The 22066-nt window shown below is 74.1% G+C and carries 22 protein-coding genes; 12 read left to right on the forward strand and 10 right to left on the reverse strand.

The window, feature by feature from the left end; translation table 11 throughout:
* The first annotated feature begins 62 nt into the window (after nt 1-62).
* Entirely contained in the window at nt 63-2039 is a 1977-nt protein-coding gene (locus tag ACFFHU_RS16525) for a potassium transporter Kup (RefSeq protein ID WP_377339872.1), read from the forward strand.
* Here ACFFHU_RS16525 and ACFFHU_RS16530 read toward each other — a convergent pair whose 3' ends face one another.
* The gene (locus tag ACFFHU_RS16530; RefSeq protein WP_377339874.1) at nt 2040-2999 is read right to left on the reverse strand and encodes a threonine ammonia-lyase; all 960 of its coding nucleotides are present in this window, start codon (nt 2997-2999) and stop codon (nt 2040-2042) included. It lies immediately after the preceding gene.
* Nucleotides 3000-3132: 133 nt separating this feature from the next.
* Nucleotides 3133-3606, reverse strand: a complete 474-nt coding sequence (locus ACFFHU_RS16535; RefSeq protein ID WP_377339876.1) for a carboxymuconolactone decarboxylase family protein — start codon at nt 3604-3606, stop codon at nt 3133-3135.
* A 141-nt stretch (nt 3607-3747) separates the two neighbouring features.
* Between ACFFHU_RS16535 and ACFFHU_RS16540 the strand changes: the two genes are divergently transcribed.
* Nucleotides 3748-4596 carry a patatin-like phospholipase family protein gene (locus tag ACFFHU_RS16540; RefSeq protein ID WP_377339878.1) on the forward strand — a complete coding sequence of 283 codons (849 nt, stop codon included), beginning with the start codon at nt 3748-3750 and terminating at the stop codon, nt 4594-4596.
* 20 nt (nt 4597-4616) lie between these two features.
* Here the strand turns inward: ACFFHU_RS16540 and ACFFHU_RS16545 are convergent, their stop codons facing one another.
* From ACFFHU_RS16545 to ACFFHU_RS16560, 4 genes are read right to left on the reverse strand one after another with little or no spacing between them, the layout of a single operon-like run.
* Nucleotides 4617-5222, reverse strand: a complete 606-nt coding sequence (locus ACFFHU_RS16545) for a response regulator transcription factor (RefSeq protein WP_377339880.1) — start codon at nt 5220-5222, stop codon at nt 4617-4619.
* A complete protein-coding gene (locus ACFFHU_RS16550) occupies nt 5219-6457 on the reverse strand; it encodes a sensor histidine kinase (RefSeq protein WP_377339882.1) in 1239 nt (412 codons plus the stop codon). Before ACFFHU_RS16550 ends, ACFFHU_RS16545 begins: the two co-directional genes overlap by 4 nt.
* A gap of 20 nt (nt 6458-6477) precedes the next feature.
* Nucleotides 6478-7209, reverse strand: a complete 732-nt coding sequence (locus ACFFHU_RS16555) for an ABC transporter permease (RefSeq protein WP_377339885.1) — start codon at nt 7207-7209, stop codon at nt 6478-6480.
* 1 nt (nt 7210) lies between these two features.
* A complete protein-coding gene (locus ACFFHU_RS16560) occupies nt 7211-8104 on the reverse strand; it encodes an ABC transporter ATP-binding protein (RefSeq protein ID WP_377339887.1) in 894 nt (297 codons plus the stop codon).
* 180 nt (nt 8105-8284) lie between these two features.
* Between ACFFHU_RS16560 and ACFFHU_RS16565 the strand changes: the two genes are divergently transcribed.
* Nucleotides 8285-9547, forward strand: a complete 1263-nt coding sequence (locus tag ACFFHU_RS16565; protein ID WP_377339889.1) for a PP2C family protein-serine/threonine phosphatase — start codon at nt 8285-8287, stop codon at nt 9545-9547.
* 86 nt (nt 9548-9633) lie between these two features.
* Complete coding sequence (locus tag ACFFHU_RS16570; protein WP_377339892.1) at nt 9634-10197, forward strand: hypothetical protein; 564 nt, start codon at nt 9634-9636, stop codon at nt 10195-10197.
* Nucleotides 10198-10245: 48 nt separating this feature from the next.
* Here the strand turns inward: ACFFHU_RS16570 and ACFFHU_RS16575 are convergent, their stop codons facing one another.
* Both ACFFHU_RS16575 and ACFFHU_RS16580 read right to left on the reverse strand, forming a co-directional pair.
* Nucleotides 10246-11934, reverse strand: coding sequence for a DEAD/DEAH box helicase (locus ACFFHU_RS16575; RefSeq protein ID WP_377339895.1), 1689 nt, complete (start codon nt 11932-11934; stop codon nt 10246-10248).
* Between the two features lie 177 nt (nt 11935-12111).
* A complete protein-coding gene (locus tag ACFFHU_RS16580; protein WP_377339897.1) occupies nt 12112-12741 on the reverse strand; it encodes a TetR/AcrR family transcriptional regulator in 630 nt (209 codons plus the stop codon).
* Nucleotides 12742-12808: 67 nt separating this feature from the next.
* Between ACFFHU_RS16580 and ACFFHU_RS16585 the strand changes: the two genes are divergently transcribed.
* The 7 genes from ACFFHU_RS16585 (at nt 12809) to ACFFHU_RS16615 (ending at nt 19632) form a co-directional block, all read left to right on the forward strand.
* A complete protein-coding gene (locus tag ACFFHU_RS16585; protein ID WP_377339899.1) occupies nt 12809-13471 on the forward strand; it encodes an AhpC/TSA family protein in 663 nt (220 codons plus the stop codon).
* Nucleotides 13472-13560: 89 nt separating this feature from the next.
* Nucleotides 13561-13926 (forward strand): hydroxyphenylacetyl-CoA thioesterase PaaI, encoded by a 366-nt coding sequence (gene paaI, locus ACFFHU_RS16590; protein WP_377339900.1) that lies wholly within the window; start codon nt 13561-13563, stop codon nt 13924-13926.
* Nucleotides 13919-14914, forward strand: a complete 996-nt coding sequence (locus ACFFHU_RS16595) for an ATP-grasp domain-containing protein (protein WP_377339902.1) — start codon at nt 13919-13921, stop codon at nt 14912-14914. The genes paaI and ACFFHU_RS16595 overlap by 8 nt, the downstream gene beginning before the upstream one ends.
* Nucleotides 14911-16137 carry an AMP-binding protein gene (locus tag ACFFHU_RS16600; RefSeq protein ID WP_377339904.1) on the forward strand — a complete coding sequence of 409 codons (1227 nt, stop codon included), beginning with the start codon at nt 14911-14913 and terminating at the stop codon, nt 16135-16137. The genes ACFFHU_RS16595 and ACFFHU_RS16600 overlap by 4 nt, the downstream gene beginning before the upstream one ends.
* Nucleotides 16134-17411: an MFS transporter gene (locus ACFFHU_RS16605; RefSeq protein ID WP_377339905.1), complete on the forward strand. Its 1278-nt coding sequence runs from the start codon at nt 16134-16136 to the stop codon at nt 17409-17411. The genes ACFFHU_RS16600 and ACFFHU_RS16605 overlap by 4 nt, the downstream gene beginning before the upstream one ends.
* Complete coding sequence (locus tag ACFFHU_RS16610) at nt 17408-18256, forward strand: SDR family NAD(P)-dependent oxidoreductase (RefSeq protein ID WP_377339907.1); 849 nt, start codon at nt 17408-17410, stop codon at nt 18254-18256. Before ACFFHU_RS16605 ends, ACFFHU_RS16610 begins: the two co-directional genes overlap by 4 nt.
* 95 nt (nt 18257-18351) lie before the next feature.
* Nucleotides 18352-19632 (forward strand): phenylacetate--CoA ligase family protein, encoded by a 1281-nt coding sequence (locus ACFFHU_RS16615; RefSeq protein WP_377339909.1) that lies wholly within the window; start codon nt 18352-18354, stop codon nt 19630-19632.
* A 98-nt stretch (nt 19633-19730) separates the two neighbouring features.
* Here ACFFHU_RS16615 and ACFFHU_RS16620 read toward each other — a convergent pair whose 3' ends face one another.
* The gene (locus ACFFHU_RS16620; RefSeq protein ID WP_377339911.1) at nt 19731-20702 is read right to left on the reverse strand and encodes an alpha/beta hydrolase; all 972 of its coding nucleotides are present in this window, start codon (nt 20700-20702) and stop codon (nt 19731-19733) included.
* A gap of 67 nt (nt 20703-20769) precedes the next feature.
* On the opposite strand from ACFFHU_RS16620, the gene ACFFHU_RS16625 reads away from it, so the two are divergent.
* Nucleotides 20770-21327: a TetR/AcrR family transcriptional regulator gene (locus ACFFHU_RS16625; RefSeq protein ID WP_377339913.1), complete on the forward strand. Its 558-nt coding sequence runs from the start codon at nt 20770-20772 to the stop codon at nt 21325-21327.
* 138 nt (nt 21328-21465) lie between these two features.
* Here the strand turns inward: ACFFHU_RS16625 and ACFFHU_RS16630 are convergent, their stop codons facing one another.
* Nucleotides 21466-22059 carry a TIGR03086 family metal-binding protein gene (locus tag ACFFHU_RS16630; RefSeq protein ID WP_377339915.1) on the reverse strand — a complete coding sequence of 198 codons (594 nt, stop codon included), beginning with the start codon at nt 22057-22059 and terminating at the stop codon, nt 21466-21468.
* Nucleotides 22060-22066 lie beyond the last annotated feature (7 nt).

Genomic DNA, 22066 nt, shown 5'->3' on the forward strand with positions numbered 1-22066 from the left:
GATCCCGGGCGGTTTTGCCACCCGGCCGGTTTCACCCCGCCCGCGGCTGGTATTCCTGGGGCGTGTCGGAGCTAGCGGACGAGGAACACCCGGTCGGCGCCGGCGGTGTCGGCAAGGGCGGCGTGCGGGCCGAGGCGGCGCGGCCGGCGCCGGCCCGGGGCAGAGCCGGGCTGGCCGTCCTGCTGGGCGCGCTCGGCGTGGTGTACGGGGACATCGGGACCAGCCCGCTGTACGCGATGCGGACCGTGTTCTCGATCGACAACGGCGCCGTCCGGCCGACCACGGGTGACGTGTACGGCGTGATCTCGTTGATCTTCTGGACCATCACGCTGATCGTCTCGATCAAGTACGTGATCTTCATCCTGCGGGCCGACAACGACGGCGAGGGCGGGGTGATGGCCCTCGCGGCCCTGGCCCGCAAGGCGCTGAGCGGGGGGACCGCCCGACGCGCGGCCGCGCTGCTCACCGTGGGGGTGCTGGGGGCCGCCCTCTTCTACGGAGACAGCGTGATCACGCCGGCCATCTCGGTGCTGTCCGCCATCGAAGGGCTGGAGGTCACCTCGCCCACCCTGGCGGAGTTCATCCTGCCGCTCGCGGCCACCGTCCTGACCGTGCTGTTCGCCGGCCAGCGCTGGGGCACCGGCCGGGTCGGCGCCGTGTTCGGGCCGGTCATGCTGCTCTGGTTCGCCTGCCTGGGCCTGGCCGGCGCGGCCGAGGTGATCCGGCATCCGCGCATCCTGGCCGGGTTGTCACCCTCGTACGCGGCCCTGTTCGTGGTCGACCACCCGGTCATCGCGTTCGCCGCGATGGGCGCGGCGGTGCTGGCCATCACCGGCGCGGAGGCCTTGTACGCCGACATGGGGCACTTCGGCCCGGCCCCGATCCGGCGGGCCTGGTTCGGCATCGTGTTCCCGGCGCTCACCCTGAACTACCTGGGCCAGGGGGCGTTGATCGTCGGCTCGCCGGACAGCCGGGCCAACCCGTTTTTCCTGCTGCTGCCCGTCTGGGCCCGGCTGCCCATGGTGGTGCTGGCCACCGCGGCCACGGTGATCGCCTCGCAGGCGGTGATCTCCGGGGCGTACTCGATGTCCCGGGAGGCCATGCGGCTGGGCTTCCTGCCGCACCTGCGCATCCGGCAGACCTCCAGCCGGGAGTACGGCCAGATCTACCTGCCGGGGGTCAACTGGGCGCTGTTCGTCGCGGTCCTGGTGGTGGTCTTCGCCTTCCAGTCCTCCACCAGGCTCGCCACCGCGTACGGCGTGGCCGTCACCGGCACGTTCCTGATCACCACCACGCTGTTCCTGGTCGTGGCCCACCAGCGGTGGCACTGGACCGCCTGGCGGGTGACCCTGTTCGCCGTCGTGTTCGGCAGTGTCGAGGCGACGTTCTTCGCCGCCAACCTCACCAAGGTGACCCACGGCGGCTGGCTGACGCTGCTCATCGCGGCGGCCGTGTTCACCGCGATGGTCACCTGGCGGCGCGGCCGGGAGATCGTCACCGCGCGCCGGATCGAGAAGGAGGGCCCGCTGCCGGACTTCCTCGACGGCCTGCACTCCGCGAACATCCCGCGGGTCCCGGGCGTCGCGGTGTTCCCGCACCCGAACAAGGAGACCACCCCGCTGGCGCTGCGGGCAAACGTCGCGTACAACCACGTCCGGCACCAGACCATCGTGATCATCAGCGGCCGCACCGCGAACGTCCCGCACATCCCGTGGGAGGAACGGCTGACGATTGACGACCTCGGCGACCCGCACGACGGCATCATCCATATCGGGGCCGTCTTCGGCTTCCAGGACCCCACCGACTTCCCGGCGGTGCTGCGGCGCGCCGCCGGGCATCCGCGCGCCGAGGGGCTGGTGCTGGACCAGGTCTCCTACTTCGTCTCCAAGGTGACGTTGCGGCTCACCGACCGGCCCGGGATGGCGAAGTGGCGCAAACGGCTGTTCATCGCGCTGGCCCACAACGCCGCGAGCCAGGCGGAGTTCCTGCACCTGCCGGAGGAACACACCGTCGTGCTCAGCGCCGAGGTCCCGGTCTGATCAGCGCAGGCCGAACCGGTCGGCCAGGGCCGCGACGTCGGCCGTGGTGGCGTTGCCGCCGCAGAGCACCAGCCCCAGCCGGGCGTCCGGGCCGACCCGGTCGAGCACCCGGCGCGCGGCCGGAACGAGGCAGCCGGCGGCGGGCTCGGCCCACACCTTGGCGTGGTCGGCGAGGTCGAGCACGCCCCGGACCGCGTCGGCGTCCGGCACCACCAGGACGTCGGTGACCAGGGCGGCGACGTGCTCGTACGTCAACCGGGAGGCGGTCGGGGCGCTGAGGGTGGACACCACCGAGCCCAGCGGCACCGGCACCGGACCGCCCGCGGCCAGCGCCGCGGACATCGCCTCGGCGCCCTCGGTCTCCACACCCCAGATCCGCACCCGCGGCCACCGGGCCCGCAGCGCGGCGGCCACTCCCGAGATGAGCGCGCCGCCCCCGATGCTGACGAGCACGTCGGTCAGCGGCTCGGCGTCCTCGGCGAACTCGAGCCCGACCGTGCCCTGCCCGGCCAGCACCACCGGATCGTCGAACGGGTGCACCAGGGTCAGCCCGTCGCGCTGCAGCTCGGACATGAGCGCGAAGGCCGCGTCCATCCCGTCGGTGAGTCGCACCGTCGCCCCGGCGTCGGTCGCCACCTCGACGGCCCGCCGCGGCGCGGACCGCGGCATCACCACGGTGGCCTTGACGTCCAGCGCGCCGGCCATCACGGCCACCGCGATGGCGTGGTTGCCGCCGCTGACCGCCACCACGCCGGCGGCCCGCTCGGCCCCGTCGAGCGCCAGCAGCTTGGCCGTGGCGCCGCGCGCCTTGAACGAGCCGGTCCGTTGCAGCAGCTCCAGCTTGACCGTGACCGGCACGCCGAGCAGCTCGGTCAGGCCCGGGCTGGGCACCGTGGGCGTCCGCACCACGTGTCCGGCGATCCGGCGGGCCGCGTGCTCGATCTCCGACAGTCCGATCACGCAGGCCTCCGTACCGATTTTGCGAGCAGCTCCGACGCGTACCACCGTAGCCCGGTCCCGACGCCGGCCGGTGGGCCGGCGGTCCGGTCCGCGCCCGGCGGGCCGGCGCGTGGTCCGGCCCGCCGGAGGCGGCTCAGGCGAACTGGCCGGGCTGGTAGCCACCGGCAGGCTGCTGGGTGATCACGTTGAACCGGTTGAAGGTGTTGATCAGGGCGATCACCGCCACCAGCGTGCCGAGCTGCTCCTCGTCGTAGTGCTTGGCGGCGTCCGCCCAGACCTCGTCGGGCACGCCGCCGGCCGCGTCGGCGATCCGGGTGCCCTGCTCGGCCAGCTCGAGGGCCGCGCGCTCGGCCTCGGTGAACACCGTGGCCTCCCGCCAGGCGGCGACCAGGTTGAGCCGCTCCCACTTCTCCCCGGCGTGGATCGCGTCCTTGCTGTGCATGTCGACGCAGAACCCGCAGCCGTTGATCTGGCTGGCGCGCAGCTTCACCAGCTCCTGAGTGGCGGCCGGCAGCGTCGAGGAGGCGAGGACCCGGTCACAGGAGATGAGGTACTTCATGATTTTCTCGGCGGTGGGGCTGGCGGGCAGGTTCAGGCGAGCATCCATGGTGAACTCCAGGGCCGTTGGGACCATTGCCCACCCTCGACGGGCGAGGACGACCGGATGTGATGCCCGCCCGGGCGACTGTGACCGGCGCCTCCCCGCCGCCCCCGGTACGGCGGGCCGGCCTGGTGGTACGGATGACGGATGACCTCAGCGCTCGTCCTCGGGGCCGGCGGCATCACCGGCATCGCCTGGCAGCTCGGCCTGCTGATCGGCCTCCGCGACGGCGGCGTCGACCTGACCACCGCCGACCTCGTCGTCGGCACCTCGGCCGGTTCGGTCACCGGCGCGCTCCTGGCGGCCGGCTGGGACCCGGTCGACGCCGCGAAGATCGAGGCCCAACCGGGCGCCGCCGATCCGCCGGTACGCCCGGACTGGGCCCGCGGCGCCCAGGCGTACGCGCTGTTGAACGACGCCGGTCGGGACCCGGCGGCGGTCCGGGCCGGGGTGGGCGCGCTGGCGCTCGCGGCCGACGTCGGGGCCGAGGAGCCGTACGTCGCCTCGCTGGCCCGCCGGCTGCCCCTGACCGGCTGGCCGGCCCGGCAGTTGCGCATCACCGCCGTCGACGCGACGACCGGTGATCCGGTCGTCTGGGACCGCACGTCCGGCGTGCCGCTGGACCGGGCCGTGGCGGCGAGCTGCGCCGTACCCTGCATCTTTCCGCCGGTCACCATCAACGGCCGGCGGTACGTGGACGGCGGCGTCCGGTCGGGCACCAACGCGGACCTGGCCGCCGGCGCGGACCGGGTGGTCGTGCTGGCGCCGCTCGCGCTGGTGCGGATGCGGGGCGCGCCCGCCGAGGAGCTTGCGGCGCTGCGCGAACGGTCCGCGGTCGCGCTGGTGGCGCCCGACCAGGCCACGGTGGCCGCCATCGGACCGAACGTGCTGGACCCGTACCGCTGGGAGCCGGTGATCCGGGCCGGGGTGGCGCAGGGCCGTGCCGTGTCGACCGACGTGGCGCAGGTGTGGCGGGGCCGACCAACGGCCGCCTGACCCGCCGGACAACGGGCGGCTCAGAGCCAGCCGTTGGCGCGGGCCGTGCGGGCCGCCTCGATCCGGTTCCGGGTGCCGGTCTTGCCGATCGCGGCCGACAGGTAGTTGCGGACCGTACTCTCCGACAGGTGCAGCCGGGCGGCGATGTCGGCCACCGTGGCGCCGTCGACGGCCCCGGTCAGCACGTCCCGTTCCCGTTCGGTCAGCGGGTTCGGCCCCGCCGACAGGGCCGCCGCGGCGAGCGCGGGGTCGATCACTTGCTCGCCGGCCAGCACCCGGCGGACGGCCGAGGCCAACTCCTGCACCGGGCCGTCCTTGACCAGGAAGCCACCGGCGCCGGCCTCCATGGCCCGGCGCAGGTAGCCGGGCCGGCCGAACGTGGTCAGGATGAGCACCCGGCAGGACGGCAGCCGCTCCCGCAGCACGGCGGCGGTGTCCAGGCCGCTGCCGTCGGGCATCTCGATGTCCAGCAGCGCCACGTCCGGGCGTGCCCGCAGCGCGGCCGCCACCGCCTGCTCCCCGGTGCCGGCCTCGGCCACCACCTCGATGTCGGGTTCGAGGTTCAGCAGCAGGGCCAGCGCGCCGCGCATCATGCCCTGGTCCTCGGCCAGCAGCAGCCGGATCATCCGGTCCGCCCCGGCGGGCCGCCGGCGTCGGTCCGGCGGTCGTCGCCGCGGCGGGCGTCGGTCCGGCGTGAGGCCGCCTCCGGCGCCGGCCGCGCCCCGGGAGCGGGGGCGGGGACCCGCGCCGTGAGCTGCATCCCGCCGCCGCGCACCGGCTCGAGGCGCAGCTCGCCGCCGGCCCGCGCCAGCCGCTCGCCGAGCCCGCGTAGGCCGTTGCCCGGCTGCGCCCGCCCACCCACGCCGTCGTCCCGCACCGTCAGCACCGACTCCCGTACGCCGCCATGGACCCCGATCTCGCACCGGGACGCGCGGCTGTGCCGCAGCACGTTCGTCACCCCCTCGCGCAGGGCCCAGCGGAACGCGTCATCGGCCTCCACCCCGAGCGGATGCCCGCTCTCCCGCACGGTGACGGCGATGCCCACGTCGCTCAGCACGGTGCGGGCGTTGTCCACCTCCCGCCCGAAGTCGCGCTCCCGGTAGCCGGTGACCGCCTCCCGCACCTCGGCAAGCGCGTCCCGGCCGATCCGCTCGATCTCGCCGGCCTCCGCGGCGGCCCGCCCCGGGTCCGCCGGCGCCAGCCGGCGCACCACCTCGGCCTTCACCACCACCAGCGACAGGGTGTGCCCCAGCAGGTCGTGCAGGTCCCGGGCGAAGCGGAGCCGCTCCTGCTCCACCGCCGTCCGGGCCAGCTCCCGCTGCGTGCGCCGCAACTCGTCCACCACCCGCGCCATCCGGGCGAAGGCCAGCGTCACGGCGCCGGCGAGCAGCGTGATGAGCGCCGTCTCGGCGGTGTCGTGGGCGCTCACCCCGTCGGCCGCCCCGATCGCCAGGACGGCCAGCACGCTGCCGCCCACCCAGGCGAAGGCCCAGCCGGTCCGGTCCAGGCCGACCGCGCCGGCCGCGGCCACGTACATGAGCAGCACCAGCCAGCCGGCCGGGCCACTGGCGTACGCGCCGGCGAGCACGATGCCGAGCAGCGCGAACAGCGCCAACCCGGCGTGCCGCACGGCTGGCCGGACCGCCAGCTCGACCACCGGCACGGCCACCAGGGCCAGGTAGAGCACGGCGAACGCCAGCAGGCCGGCCACCGCGGGCGCGGCCGGGCGCACCCGCCCGTGCGCGACCGCGCCGGCCGGCGCCACCAGCAGCCAGAACCACAGCGTGTGGGTCGCCACCAACAGCCACCCGCGCCATCCGCGCGCGGGCCGCGGCGGCGCCGCGCCGTCGGTGCCGGACATGGCCCTCACGGTAGCCGTCGTCACCGGTTTGCGGTCGAGCGCCGGTACGCGTACCCGGCCAGCGCCAGGAACAGCCCGGTCCAGCCCGCAAGCACGGCCAGCCCGGACGGGCTGGGCGCCAGCCCGGCCACCGCGCGCCAGCCGAGCTCGGCGAACCGGTACGTCGGGGTGGCGTGCGCCAGGTGCCGCAGCACGGCGGGGAAGTACGCCACCGGTACGAGCAGCCCGCCGAGGACCGACAGGCCGAGGAAGGCCAGGAAGTTGACCGACTGGGCGAGCTGGGGGCCGAGCCCGTACCCGATGGCGAGCCCGAGCAGCGCGAACGGCGCCGAACCGAGCCACATCAGCAGCAGCAGCGCGAGCCACCGCCCGGCGCCCAGCTCGATGTGGTGCTGGATCCGCCCGGTGAGCCCGACCGCCACCACCGGCGGCACCCCGGTGAGGGTGCAGACCAGCGCCTTCGCGGCCACCACCCGCAGCGGCGGCAGCGGGGTGACGCGCAGCTGGTGCAGCCAGCCCACCGCGCGCTCCTGGGCCACGGCCGCGCCGATCGACAGCACCCCCGCCATGGCGCCGTAGCCGGCCAGGCCGACCATCAGCGCGGCGGTCGCGCCCACCCCCTCCAGCCGGTCGCCGCGGCCCGGCAACCCGGAGAAGATCACGTACGTGACGACCGGCGACAGCACCGTGAACAGCGCCATCCGCGGGTCACGGGCCAGCCGGCGCAGCTCGAAGACCAGGTATGCGCGCATCTCAGTGCTCCGTTCCGGACGCGGTGAGGGCGAGGAAGGCGGCCTCCAGGTTGGCGGCGTTCACCTCGAGGTTCCGGAAGCCGCCGGTGGCGGCCAGCGCCGTCACCGTGGCGTCGGCGTCATCGGTCAGCAGCACCACCCGGTCGCCACGGAACTCGACCGACTGCACGCCGGGCAGCGACCGGAGCCCGTCGGTCGGCCGGCCGGCCAGGTCGAAGGCCACGGTCCGGCCGCCGGCCAGCATGCGGACCTGCGCTGGGGGTCCGTCGGCCACCACCCGGCCCGCGGCCAGCACCACGACCCGATCGGCGTACCCGTCCGCCTCGTCCAGGTGATGGGTGCTGAACAGCACGGTGTTGCCCGCCCCCGCGTACTCGCGGATGGCGCCCCAGAACGCCTGCCGGGCGGCCACGTCCATGGCCGTGGTCGGCTCGTCCAGGACCAGCAGCTCCGGGCCACCGGCCAGCGCGAACGCGAAGCGGGCCCGCTGGGCCTCGCCGGCGGAGAGCCGGTCCAGTCGGCGGCCGGCCCGATCGGTGAGGCCGGCCAGCGCGAGGATCCGGTCGGTGGCCAGCGGGCGGGGATAGAGCGCCCGGGCCAGCTCCACCAGTTCCCGGACGGTGGCGCTGGACACGAACCCGGTGCCCTGCAGCATGGCGCCGACCCGACCGGCCCGGACCGCCTCGGCGGGGGCGCGGTCGAACAGGGTCGCGGCGCCGGCGTCGGCCGGGGACAGCCCCAGCATGATCGAGATGGTGGTGGTCTTGCCCGCGCCGTTGGGTCCGAGCAGGGCGACCGTGCTGCCCGCCGCGATGGTCAGGTCCAGGTTGTCGACCGCCCGGACCGTCCCGAACCGCCGGGTGAGCCCGATCAGGCGTACGGCTGTGTTCTCCATGCCGTTCACGCTAGGAACCCGCGGGCGGGCCGGGCAGATCCGGCGGTCCACGACCGGCCGGGACAAATGTCCCGGAGCCGCCCGCCGGCGCCGCCCGGGTCGATGGCCGCGCGCACGGCCGCGCCGCGGCGGGTACGGCGCCGCGGCCGTGTGCGAGGCGGCGGGTACGGTCGCGCGGGCATGTCCGCCCCGGCGGGTACGGTGGGGCGGGATGCGGGAGGTGGGGGATTGGGCGACGCCGGCGACGCGGTGCGGTGGCTGCACCTGACCGCGCCTCGCGGCGGCCCCGACGACCTGTCCGCGCTGGTGAGCCGCGCCGGACCGGCGATCGGCGCCAGCGAGATCGTGATCTTCCTGGCCGACTACGCGCAGGCGCTCCTGGTGCCGCTGCTCGGCGCCGGCATGTACCGGGACGTCCTGCCGATCGAGGCCACCCTGGCCGGCCGCGCGTTCACCGATCTCGAACCGCAGCACGCGATCGAGGACCCCGACCGCATCTGGGTTCCGCTGCTCATCGGGTGCGAACGGATGGGTGTGCTGGAGGTGGTGTCGCCGGCCGCCGGGGACCCGGCGCTGGTGTCGGCCGCCACGGAACTGGCGGTCAGCGTCGCGCAGGTCCTGGTGACCCGCCGACCGTACGGCGATGTGGTGGAGCGGATGCGGCGCCGCTATCCCATGCAGGTGGCCGCCGAGATCGTCTGGGGGCTGCTGCCGCCGCTGACCTTCGCCACCGACGACTTGGTGATCACCGCCATCCTCGAGCCGTGCTACGACGTCGGCGGGGACATCTTCGACTACGCGCTGAACGGCGACATCCTCAGCGTCGGCCTCTTCGACACCTGCGGGCACGGCATCAAGGCCAGCACCCTGGCCTCGCTGGTGGTCAGCGCCTACCGCAACGCCCGCCGGTGTGGCCTCGACCTGGTCGACACGGCCCGCAGCATCGACAAGTGGGTGCGGGCCGAGCACCCGAACCTGTTCTCCACCGCGCTGCTGTTCGAGCTGAACCGGACGACCGGGCGGCTGCGGATGATCAACGCGGGCCATCCCGGCGCGCTGCTGCTGCGCGACGGGAAGGCGATCCGGGAGTTGCCGACCAGGGGGGCGCTGCCGCTGGGCCTGGGCCACCTGTCGGACCGCCTTCCCCGGGTGGACGAGGGGGACCTGCACCCGGGCGACCGCATCCTCGCCTACACCGACGGGATCACCGACGCCCGGCGCGGCGACGGGGAGCGGTTCGGGCAGGACCGGCTGGTCGATTTCGTCAACCGCGCCCTCAACGAGGGGCTGCCGAGCCCGGAGACCATGCGCCGGCTGGTGCGCTCGGTCGTCGCGTACCAGGATGACGAGCTGGATGATGACGCCACGTCGATCCTGCTGGAGTGGCGCCCGCCGCACGCCCCGCTCGGCCACCTCGACGGCCTGGCGTCGATCGACCCCTGAGCGGGTTCGGTCGCACTCCCGCGAAGCCGGTGGGCCACCGAGGCGCTCGCCTGGAAATCGTCGTACCCCGCCGGGATGATCGGGCCATGGATCGTCGGTGGCCCCTGCTCGCGCGGACGCTGGAAGACCTCGGGATGTGGCGGCACCTGCCCGCGGCGGCGGCCGCCGAGCAGGCCCGGGAGGTCGCCGCCGGCGGATATCCGTTCCGGCTGCTGGACGCGGACGCCGACGTGCGATGGTTCTTCGTCGACGGTGAGGAGATGGCGGAGGGCCGCGTGCCGGACCAACTGCGGTCGATGGCGCCGGCGTTGCTGGCGCACGGCGTCGAGCTGCGGTTCGGAGCGGATCGGGTGCCGTCCAGCACTCGCGAGGACTACGTGGTGACGATCAACGGGCGGCCCTGCCGGGTCTGGGGGCCCGAGGACTGGACCGACTACCGCGCCTGGGAAACGGCCACCGTCCGCCCGCTCGCGGTGGTCAACGACCTGCTCGGGCGGGCCGGCGCGGTGCCGAGGCTGTGCACGCTGTACGCGGGCGGCAACGACGGCATCGCCTGGCTGCTCGATCCGCGCATCGTGGCCGCCGTCGAGCGCAGCGGTCTGCTCCCGGCGCACGAGGTGCCGCGCCTGGCGGCCGACCTCGACGGGTGAGCTGCCGGCGCCCGGGCCGGCAACCCGTCCACCGGGCGCCATCCCCGGTCACCGGGGCTCGAACCGCTCCCGGCGTACCGTGACCTTGCGGCCCTTGATGGTCGTGCCGCGCAGCGCCGCGATCACGTCCTGCGCGGCGGCCTCCGGCACCTCCACCAGCGAGAACCGGTCGGCGATCTCGATCGAGCCGACCTCCCGGCCGCTCAGCTGGGACTCGCCGGCGATCGCCCCGACCAGGTCCTGCGGGCGGACGCCGGCGTGCCGGCCGGCGCCCACGAACAGCCGGGTCATCCCGCCCGCCGGGCCGCGCGGCCGCCGTTCGCCGCGACCGCCGCCGGCGCCGCCCCCCGGGCCACGCTCGCGCCCCTCCCGGCGCGGGGGCGCCACCTCCGGGATTTCCTCCTCGTCCACGGCGGTGCCGCCGGCCTCGTGCGCGAGCTTCACCGCGGCGAGCGCCACCTCCATGATGTCGAACTCGTCGGCGAGCGGCTCGACCACGACCCGGAACGAGTCCAGGTCGTCCTCCAGCAGGCTCTCCTCCAGCGCCGCGCGGGTCAGCTCGAGCCGGCGGGCCCGCAGGTCGGCGCTGGTCGGCACCTTCTCCACCGGGATGCGCCGCTTGGTGGCCCGCTCGATGGTCTTGAGCATCCGGTGCTCCCGCGGCTCGGCGAGGGTGATGGCCACCCCCTCCCGGCCCGCGCGGCCGACCCGGCCGATCCGGTGCACGTACGACTCCGGATCGGCCGGCACGTTGTAGTTGACCACGTGGGTGAGGTGCTCGACGTCCAGCCCGCGGGCGGCCACGTCGGTGGCCACCAGCAGGTCCGCGGTGCCGCCGCGCAGCCGTCCCATGACCCGGTCCCGCTGCTCCTGGCTCATCCCGCCGTGCAGGGCCTCCGCCCGGTAGCCGCGGCCGTTCAGCGACTCGGCGAGCTGGTCGACCTCCTCCCTGGTCCGGCAGAAGACGATGGCCGCCTCGGGCGCCTCGATGTCCAGCACCCGCCCCAGCGCCGCCGGCTTGTGCGCCCGGGTGACCAGGTAGGCGCTCTGCCGCACCAGCGGGGCCTCGCCGGGCCGGGCCGGCTCCCGGGCGATCTCGATGCGGACGGAGTCCCGCAGGTGCCGGCTGGCGATGCCCTCGATCCGCGCCGGCATGGTGGCCGAGAAGAGCACCGTCTGCCGCTGCTCGGGCGCGCTCTCCAGGATCGCGTCGATGTCCTCGGCGAAGCCCATGTCGAGCATCTCGTCGGCCTCGTCCAGGACCACGATCTCCAGCTCCGACAGGTGCAGGGTGCCCCGGCCGAGGTGGTCCAGGGCGCGGCCGGGAGTGGCCACCACCACGTCCACGCCGCTGGCCAGCGAGCGCAGCTGCCGCCCGATCGGCTGCCCGCCATAGATCGGCAGCACCCGTGCGCCCAGCTCCTTGCCGTACCGGTGCACCGCCTGCGAGACCTGGATGGCCAGCTCGCGGGTGGGCACCAGGACCAGGGCCAGCGGGTTCACGCCGCGCTCACCGGCGGGCATCCGCTGCAGGATGGGCAGCGCGAAGGCCGCCGTCTTGCCGGTCCCGGTGGCCGCCTGGCCCAGCAGGTCCCGGCCCTCCAACAGGCAGGGGATGGCCCGGCGCTGGATCGGGGTCGGCTCCTCGTACCCCAGCGCGGACAGCTCCTGCAACAGCTCGGGCCGCAGCCCGAGGTCGGCGAAGGTCGTCGCGCCCTCGGCGGTGTCGTCCGTCATCTCGTTCTCCTCGCCCCGATCCACCGGCGGTCGTTTCGGAGGTCCCAACCCGCCGGGCGGGCGTCGGTCCCGCCGGAATCCGCTGCTCCGGCGTCGGCTCTACCTTGCCAGAAGGGAAACTCGCGCCGTCCGTCGCCGTACCGTCGGCGGCACATCTGCCGCCCCGGCCGCCCGGTGTCAGCGCCGGCCGGCGCCGCCGGTGGGGTCGAGCCCGGCCAGCAGCGCGGCCAGGCCGGCGCCGAACTCCTCGTCCCGGGAGACATCGCGCGCGTCCCGGGCCGCGGCGGCCATCAGCGGGAAGTCCGGCCGGGCGGCGATGACCCCGGTGCCCGGACCGTCGAGCGGGCCGAGGTGCTCGAGCTGGAGCGCGCCGGAGACGTACGCGACGATCGCGCGGAGCGCCACCACCCGCGCCGTCCCGGCGAAGCCGGCGGCGCCGAGCACCCCGAGGACGGTCTCGGACCAGCGCAGCACGCCGGCCGAGCGGTGGCGATGGGTCATCAGCAGCGGGACGACGGCCGGGTGCGCGCCGACCGTGAGCCGGATCCGGTCGGCCAGCACGGTCACCGCGGCCCGCCAGCCCGGCCCCGGGTCCGGAGGCGCCGTGTCGACGCCGGCCAGGACCAGCTCGACCACCAGCGTCTCCAGCCGGTCGCGGCCGTCGACGTACCGGTAGAGCGCCATCGTGCTCATGCCCAGCTCGGCGGCCACGGCCCGCATGGTGAGCGCGTCGAGCCCGGCCCGGTCGAGCACGGTGAGCGCAGCGGCGGCGATCTGATCGGGCAGCAGGGAACGCGGTCGGGGCATGGCAGGGACAGCGTACGGCACGGGCGTAGGCGTACGCTGTACACCTACGCCCCTTGTGGAGGTTGCCATGCGCGTCACCGACCTGCGGCTCACATCCGTGACCGACGGCGCGGCCATCGCCGTGCCGGACCCGGATCGCCTCGTCCACCTGCAGCTGCGCCGCTTCGCCGGCTGCCCCGTCTGTCACCTGCACCTGCGCGGCTTCGCCCGGCGGCACGGCGAGCTGGACCGCGCCGGCGTCCGCGAGGTCGTCGTCTTCCACGCCACCGCCGACGAGCTGCGCCCGCACGTGCTCGACCTGCCGTTCGCCGCGGTGGCCGATCCGGAACGCCGGCTCTACACGCGGTTCGGCGTCGAACCGTCGCCCCGCGCGCTGCTCGATCCGCGGGTGTGGCCCGCGATCCTTCGCGCGGTGGCGGTCGTCGCCGTCGAGATCGCCCGCGGCCGCGCCCGGCCGCCGGCGCTGCGTCCCACCGGCGACCGGCTGGGGCGGCCCGCCGACCTGCTGATCGCCCCCGACGGTCAGGTCCTGGCCCAGAAGCACGGCGTGCACGCCGACGACCAGTGGTCCGTGGACGAGGTGCTCGCGCTGGCCGTACAGTTCGGAATCGTGGCCACGGAAACGGCCAATTGGGACTTGCCCAATTTCATGCGGATATCCGCGACGTGCCGGCAGCGGTCCGGGCACGGCCGGGAGTCGATTTCGCGTCAGGCTGGTTCGATGGATTGACATACCATGATCGTGTTGCCAGAGTGCTGTCGATGACGGCAACACTTGCCCGTGCGCGGGAAATGCACGTCCGGGATTTGACGTGTCAAATGCTTGGAATTGAGCTCGACGACGTCCAGCCGGGCCGGGCCAGTCTCCGCATGCGGGTCTCGGAACAGATGGTGAACCAGCACGGCCTGGCGCACGGCGGGATCATCTTCCTGCTCGCCGACGCGGCCTTCGCGTACGCCTGCAACAGCCACGGCCCGGTCGCGCTGGCCCAGGGCGCCCAGGTCGCGTACCTGCGCCCGGCGCGCCCGGGTGACGTGCTCGCCGCCGAGGCCGCGGAGCGCACCCGGTACGGCCGCGGCGGCGTCTACGACGTGACCGTGCGCCGGGGCGGCGCGGTCATCGCCGAGTTCCGTGGGCACAGCGTGACGCTGGACCCGCGGCCGGGCGGAGGCGGGGATGACTAGTTCGCTGCGCCGCATGGTCTGGGTCTTTCCCGATCGGGAGTCCACCCAGACGAAGGCCATGTGGCAGTTCTACTTCTGGGACATGTACGCGGAGATCGCCGCCGAAATGGGACTGACCTGGACGCGGAATGCGCCCTCGGAGATAACCGTCAGTAACCTCGTCCCCGGAAAACCGCGGGTCTACGTCAAAGACGATCTGGTCACCCCCGAGGACACCCTGTTCATCACGGCCCTGTATTCATTGCCTTATCAGGCGATGGACGTCTTCAACCAGTATGCGATATACGCGGTGCTGGAACAGCTCGGATTCTTCCTGACCTTCCCGTCCTGGGTGAGCCAGATCGGCAACGACAAGCTCGCGTCGCTGCTGTACTTCGCCGACTCGCCGGTGCCGGGCATCCCGACCGTCCGCATCGGCACCGGACCGGACGTCGGCAAGCACGGCTACGAGGTGGCGCTGGAGGACGTGACGTACCCGGTGATCGTCAAGCCCGCGGGCTGGTGCGGGGGAGGCGGCCTCAACCTGGCCCGCAACGCCGACGACGTCCGGGGACTCGCCTCGCTGGCCCAGGGCGGCGACACCTCGCTGGTGATCCAGCCGTACCTGGGGGACGGCACCGTCGACTACCGGGTCTACGTCATCGGCGGCGAGGCCCACCCGTACGTGCTCACCCGCACGCCCGAGCCCGGCTCGCCGGCCTCCAACGCCAGCCGCGGCGGCAGCATGGCCTTCGTGCCGATCCCGCCGGAGCTGGCCGAGGCGGCGCGGTATTTCGCCCAGCGGCTGACCATCCCGTACTTCTGTGTGGATTTCCTGCACGACGGCGAGCGGTTCTGGTTCTCCGAGCTGGAGCCCGACGGCGTCATCGCCCCCGATTTCGACGACCCGCAGCGCACCGCGCAGCGCACCCTCACCCGTGCTCGCTGGACGGCCTACCGGGACACCCACGCCCGGTGGCTCGCCACCCCTGGAAGGTCCACGCCATGACCACCTCGTTCTCCCTCACGCCCGCCGCGGCCGAGCCGATCCTGCGGGTCGCGCAGCGCAACCTGCGGCTCCTCAAGACCGTGCCCGAGCTGGCCGACCGGTACGCCGACGTCGACAAGGTGCTCACCCTCGACGACGTGGCCGCGCTGCCGCCGCTGGTGAAGGACGATCTCAACGTGGCGCTGGCGCACCTGCGGCCGAAGGCCGCCGGCAGCGCCACGTGGCTGTTCCAGAGCGGCGGCAGCACCGGGTCGCCCAAGGTCGGGTACGCCCCGACCGGCTTCTACATGACCGGCGTGTACGAGCAGTGGCGCCCGCTGGACCCCGACGACGTGTTCGTCAACGCCTGGGGCGCCGGCCGGATGTGGGGCGCGCACTTCCTCGCCGCCGCGTTCGCGGACCTCTCCGGCTGCCAGGTCATCCCGATCGGCTCGGTGACGGCCGACGAGTACGGCGACTGGCTGGGCCTGTTCCGGCAGCGCGAGGTGACCGCCATCGGCGGAACGCCGAGCGTGCTGCGGCTGTGGTTCGGCCACGCGCGGGCCGCCGGCATCGAGCTGCCGGCGCTGCGCAAGGTGCTGTGGCTCGGCGAGGCCTGGCACACCGCCCTGGACGAGGACATCGCCGCGGTGGCGCCGAACGCGCGCCGGTGGGGCATGTTCGGCAGCACCGAGACCTGGGTGGTGGGCACCAACACCCCGGACTGCCCGATGGACGTCTTCCACACGCTGCCCGCGCAGCTGGTGCACGTCGGACCCGACGGCCTGCTGGACTTCACCACGCTCAACCCCGACATGCTCAACCCGGTGCTGCGCTACCAGACCGGCGACGCCGGCCAGCTCGTCGACTGCCCGTGCGGCCGCGGCCCGGTGATGCGGGTCCTCGGCCGTCGCGACAGCGTGGTGCAGGTACGCGGCCTCGGGCTGCACGTGGACGACATCGTGGCCCGGGTCGAGGGGGCGCCGGGGGTGGCCCGGGCGCAGGTCGTGATCACCGAGAACCGCGGCCGGGCCAGCGCGGTGACCGTCCTGCTGCTGACCGACCGGACCGCCGAGCCGGACCTCGCCGACCGGTTGCGCCGGGAGCTGCTGGCCGAGACCTTCACGCTGAGCACGGCGTTTCAGCACGACCCCGACGCCTTCCGGGTGACGGCCGTCGACTCGCTGCTCAGCAACAGCCGGACCGGCAAGACGTCCAACTTCGTGGTCCGGGAGGAGGCGTGAGGCGGCCCGCGTCACTCGGCCGGGCGTACAACCTCTACTGGACCGGGCAGGCCGTCTCGAACGTCGGCGACCGGATCACCATCTTCGTCGTACCGGCGTTGATGATCTTCGCGCTGCACGCCTCGGCCTTCGAGGTGGGCGTGGTGGCCATGGCACAGTACCTGGGCATCCCGCTGCTCGGCCCGATCGCCGGGGTGCTGGTGGACCGCTGGGACAAGCGCTGGACCATGCTGGCCTGCGACCTCGTCCGGCTCGTGGCGGTGCTGCTGATCCCGGTGGCGTACTGGGGACACTTCCTGTCCACGCCGCTGCTGTTCGGCTGCGTGGCGCTGATCAGCGGGGCCACCATCTTCTTCACCGTCGGCACCCTGGTGGCGGTGCCGGCGTTCGTCGGCGAGTCCGACCTCGTCCGCGGCTACTCGCGGCTGGAGGGCACCCGGTCGGTGGCCGAGGTGGGCGGGCCGGCCATCGCCGCCGCCCTCTACAGCGCCCTCGGGGTGGGCGCGCTGATCCTGGACGCCGCCAGCTACGTGGTCTCGGCCGCCTGCTTCTCGGTGATGCGCCCCTGGGGCGTCCGGGTCGCTCAGCAGGGCTCGGTCTGGCACCGGCTCACCCTCGGGTTCCGGCTCAACTGGAGCGATCCCGTGCTGCGCCGGGTGGTGCTGGCCGCGATCATCCTCAACTCCGGTGGCCCGATCTTCGTGACCATCATGCCGGTGCTCGCGTATAGAGGACTGGGCATGTCGGCCGCGCTGCTGGGCATCGCCATGTCGATCGCGGCCGCCGGCGCGGTCGTCGGGGCGATGGTCGCCCCCCGGCTCGGGCGGCGGCTCGGGCTCGGCCGCATGATGGCGTACGCGCTGCTCGCGCACAACCTGGTCGGCCTCGGTGTGCTGGCCGCCCCCAGCCTGCCCCCCGGCCTGGTGATCTCGGCGACGCTGGCCTGCTACGGCTTCTTCATGTCCTGTATCAACGTCAGCAGCGCGCCCACCCGGCAGTCGCGGATGAGCGCCGAGAACCAGGGCGTCATGCACGCCGCGTACCGGACCGCGAGTTGGGGCGTCATCCCGCTCGCCGCGCTCGTCGGCGGCGTCCTGGTCAGCCTGCTGACCCCGTCGCTCGGCGTCCTGGACGCCGCCCGGGTGACGATGGTCGGCGGCACCCTGCTGGCGGCCTTCTCGTTCGTCCCCGCGTTCGGCATCCAGCGTCTGCTCGACGCCGCCCGGCGGGAGCGGGAGAGCGCGCCGCCGGTGCTGGCGGAGACCCCGTCGTGAGGACCGTCCTGATCACCGGCACGTCGACCGGGATCGGCTTCGCCACCGCGCTGGCCGCGGCCGGTGCCGGGTTCACCACGATCGCCACCATGCGCGACCCGGAGCGGGCCGGGCCGCTGCGGGACGCCGCGGCCGCCGCCGGGGTGTCGCTGGACATCCGCCGGCTCGACGTGACCGACGCCGACGGGATCGCCGCCTGCCTCGACGGGGTACGCGAGACCTACGGCCGGCTGGACGCGCTGGTCAACAACGCGGGGATCTCCAACTTCGACCCGACGATGGAGATGTCCACCCTGGCCGACCTGCGGCGCAACATGGAGGTCAACTTCTTCGGCGTGGTGGCGGTGAGCCGGGTGGCGATGCCGCTGCTGCGCGCCGCGGCCGGCCGGCTGGTCACCATCGGCAGCGTGCACGGCGTGGTCGGGCAGCCGTTCAACGAGGCGTACTGCGCCGCGAAGTTCGCGGTCGAGGGCTTCATGGAGAGCCTCGCGCCGGTGGCCGCGGCGCACGGGGTCCGGGTGTCCATCGTGGTCCCGGGCTTCGTCTCCGGCACCCGGTTCGGGCACTTCCCCGACGTCAACCGGCGCACCATCCAGGCCGCGTCGGGCCCGTACGAGCCGACCTTCGCCGCGTACGTCGACTGGGTGGTCAACCACGGTTGGGAGGGCGCCGGCCAGTCGGCGGCGGAGGTGGCCGACGTGGTGGTCCGGACGCTGCGCGCGGAGCGGCCGCCGTTCCGGGTGCCCACCAACGCCTGGGCCGCCGACTACCTCGGCGCCAAGCTCGCCGACCGGGACGGCTCGGTTGTCCAGGACCAGGCCCGCACCTGGATCGGTCGGGAATAGCCCCGCACCGGCCGGCACCCGGGTCGGCCGGGAACAGCCCACGCACAGACCCGTGCCCGATCGCCTCGGGAGCGGCTGGAGGACAGGAAGGCGCCATGCCCGCGAAGACCCTGCAGGAACTCGTCACCTTCGTCCGGCGGAACTCGCCGTTCTACCGGGAGCTGTACCGCGACGTTCCCGAGCAGATCGCCCACATCACCCAGCTGCCGATCGTGGACCAGGACGCCTTCTGGGCGGCCAACACCCCGCGGGACAACACGCTGCTGACCGGTCCGATCACCGACGGGGCGATCTACAAGACCGGCGGCACGACCGGCCGGCCCAAGCTGTCGCCGTGGACCCGCACCGAGCACTACGACTCGGTGCAGGCGTTCGGCGCGGGCATGGTCCGGGCCGGCGTCCGGCCGGGGCACCGGGTGGCGAACCTGTTCCGGGCCGGGGAACTGTACGCCGGCTTCCTCTACATCGAACACTCGCTGCTGAACGCGCCGGTGGAGAACGTCCGGCTGCCGGTCGGCGGGGCGGCCTCCGACGAGTACATCGCTGACCTGATCGGGCTGCTGGACATCGACGTGCTGGTGGGCGAGCCGATGAAGCTGAGCGCGGTGGCCGAGTTCCTGGTCCGCCGCGGCCAGCCGGCCGACTCGGTCGAGCTGCTGCTGTCCGGCGGGGACATCCTCTTCAACGACCTGCGGCCCATCCTGGCCCGCGCGTTCCCCAAGGCCGCCGTCGCCTCCGTGGGGTACGCGTCGGTGGACGGCGGGCTGGTCGCGCAGCCGGTGCCGGGCGACGACCCGCGGGTGCACGAGGCGTTCCCGCACCGGACGCTGGTGGAACTGGTCGACGAGGTCACCAACGAGCCGATCGTCACCGACGGCGTGCCGGGCCGGGTGCTGGTCACCAACCTGTTCCGTACGCTCATGCCGATCATCCGCTATCCGGTGGGGGACCGGGCCGAGTGGGTCGACGTCAGGCAGGGTCGGTTCCGCCTGATCGGGCGGGGCGGCGAGGGCGCCCGGGTCGGGATGATCGCCATGCCGACCGAGGACATCCGCGCGGTGCTCATCGCGGCCGACCCCCAGCGGTTCATCACCGGGATGCAGCTGGTGCAGCGCCGCTGGGACAACAAGGACGGCCTGGTCATCCGGCTGGCCCGGGTGGAGGAGCCGCCAGCCGAGCTCACCGGCCGGTTGATCGACGCGGTGTACGCGGCCCGGCCGCTCTACCCGGACGAGGTGGTCGCGGGCCGGGCCCACCCGCTCGAGATCGAGTGGGTGAGCCGGTCCGAACTGGTCACCAACCCGCTGACCGGCAAGCTGCGCCAGGTCGTGGACGAACGGCCGCACGACGCGGAGGATCCCCGCCCGGCGCCGTGAGCGCAGCGCGTGGCTCTGTGCCGTGAGCCCAGCGCGTGGCTCTGTGCCGTGAGCGCAGCGCGTGGCTCTGCGCCGTGAGCGCGGCGCGGTCCGGGCCGTCAGCCGGCGAGCCGCCCGTCGAGGAAGGCGGTGATCTCCTTCCGGGCGGCCCGCGCCTGGCGCACGATCCCCGGCATGCTGAGAAAGGCGTGCGGCGCGCCCGGGTGCTCGGTGAGCTCGGCGGGCGTTCCGGCGGCGCGCAGGCGGGTGGCGTAGGCGCGGCCCTGGTCGGCCACCGGATCCAGGGTCGGCACGATGACCAGGGCCGGGGGGAGGTCGCCCAGGTCGGTGGCGTACAGCGGGGAGACGGCGTCGGCGTCGTAGCCGTCGGGAACGGCCAGCCGGCGGAAGAACTCCATCTGGGCGACCGTGAGGGTCGGGCTGGCGGCGTGCTCCCGCACCGAGGGGTAGTCGAGCGCGGTCGAGGTCAGATCGGTGCACGGGTTGACGAGCACCTGGGCGCGCAGCGGCAGGCCTGCCTCCCGGGCACGGATCGCGACCAGCGCGGCGATCGTCGCGCCGGCGCTCTCACCGAAGACGGCGGCCCGGGCCGGGTCGACGCCCCACGAGGCGGCGTTCGTCGCGACCTCGCGCAGGGTGTCCCAGCCGTCGTCGACGGCTGCCGACAGCGGGGTGCCCGCCGACACCAGCCGGTGCTCCACCGACACGACGACGGCGGGGAGCCGGGTGGCGAGGTGGCTGTTGACCCAGTCGGACTGCGTGGCCGTGCCGACGAAGCCACCGCCGTGCACGTGGAGCACCAGGGGCAGTCCACCGGGCGTGGGCACCGGCCGGTGGACCCGGACCCGGAGCCGGCGGTCGGGCAGCGCCAGATCGCGCCAGGCGATCTCGGCGCGGCGGTCGGGGAAGCCGGTGATGACGCGAAGGAGCGCGGAGGATCGCCTGCGGTTCTCGGCGACGCGGAAGTCGTCGAGCGCCGCGGGCGGCATGGCGAGCCAGTCCGGTTCCTTGCGCAGCCCGGCCATCAGCCGGATGCCGAGCGGCGGGCGAGCGGTGGTGGTGCCGGCCATCGGTCCTCCCCTTTACGCTACTTGAGGTATCGATACTAGAAGTAGCATAACTGGGTAGGGTGTGGCCATGACCCGACCGGCCACGTCCGCCCGCCCGCCCGGGCGCCCCCGCTCCGGCGTCGACGGGGCCGTCTTCGCGGCCACCCTGGCCACCGTGCACGACCTCGGATACGCGCACGCCACCGTCGACCGCATCGCCGCGGCCGCCGGCGTGGCCAAGACGACGGTCTACCGCCGCTGGCCGTCCAAGGGCGAACTGATCACGGCCTGCCTGGTGGACGCGTTCGGGCCGGTGCCGCTGGCCGGCGAGACGGCGCAGGAGATGCTGGCCAGCGCCATCCGCTGGGTGGCGGCAAAGATCGGCGAGCCGGGGGTCGGCGCCGCCTTTGCGGGCGTCTTCACCGACGCCGTCAACGATCCGGCCCTGCGCGCCATCCTCAGTGGCCGGCTCCAGGCGCCCTACCTGATCGCGCTCCGTGCGGCGCTACACGAGCCGGAGCACCGGGTGCTCTTCTTCATCGACGTCGTGGTCGGCACGCTGTTGCACCGGATGGGCATGACCGGCGAGCCGATGGCCGACGCCGACGTCGACGCCCTCGTCGACATGGTCCTGCGTGTCCTCTGACCTCGCTGCCCGGCCCCGAAGGACGCCCGTGCCCGCGGGACGCCCCGTGCCCGCGGGACGCCCCGCGCCCGCGGGACGCCACGCCCCGCGCCCGCGGGACGCCCCGGGTCGCGGAGCCAGGGACGTCCCGGCGGGCGGTCAGCCCGGCCAGGACGGGGACCGGCCGAGCGTCCGGAGCAGGTGGTCCAGCGCCGACTCGTCCGGCTGGGCGGGCAGGGCGGGCCGGAAGCTCGCTCCCGCCCGCAGCCGGTTCGGCCCGTTCGGCACGTCCCGGTCCGCGATCTCCTGCACGGCCGCGACCAGGTCCGCCGGGTAATCGACCGGCCGGCCGGTGGCGGCGGCCACGTCCCACCCGTGCGCCAGGTAGTCGAGCAGGTGGAACCCGATGGCCCGGTCGGCCGCGAAGGTGGTGTCCGGGGTGATCCGCGGCAGCCAGAATTCCGGCGCCGGGCTGCGGAAGGCCGCCACCACCCGCTCGGCGGAGCGCGCGTACTCGGCCCGCAGGTCCGGGCCGAAGTCCCGCGCGCTCCACACCGCCGTGTCGGCGCGTTCGCCGCCGGCCGCCGCGGCGAAGCCCCGGTTGTCCAGGGTCATGTGCTCGACGAGCTGGCGGAGGTCCCACTCCGCGCAGGGCGTCGGCAGCGCCCACTGGTCGTCCCCGATCAGGTCGACGAGGTCGACGCTCTGGCGCAGCGCGCGCCGGTGTAGCTCGAGCCGGTGTAGATCAAGCACGCCCCAG

The sequence above is a fragment of the Plantactinospora siamensis genome, from assembly GCF_042434095.1.
In the GTDB taxonomy this organism is placed as follows: Bacteria; Actinomycetota; Actinomycetes; order Mycobacteriales; family Micromonosporaceae; genus KBS50.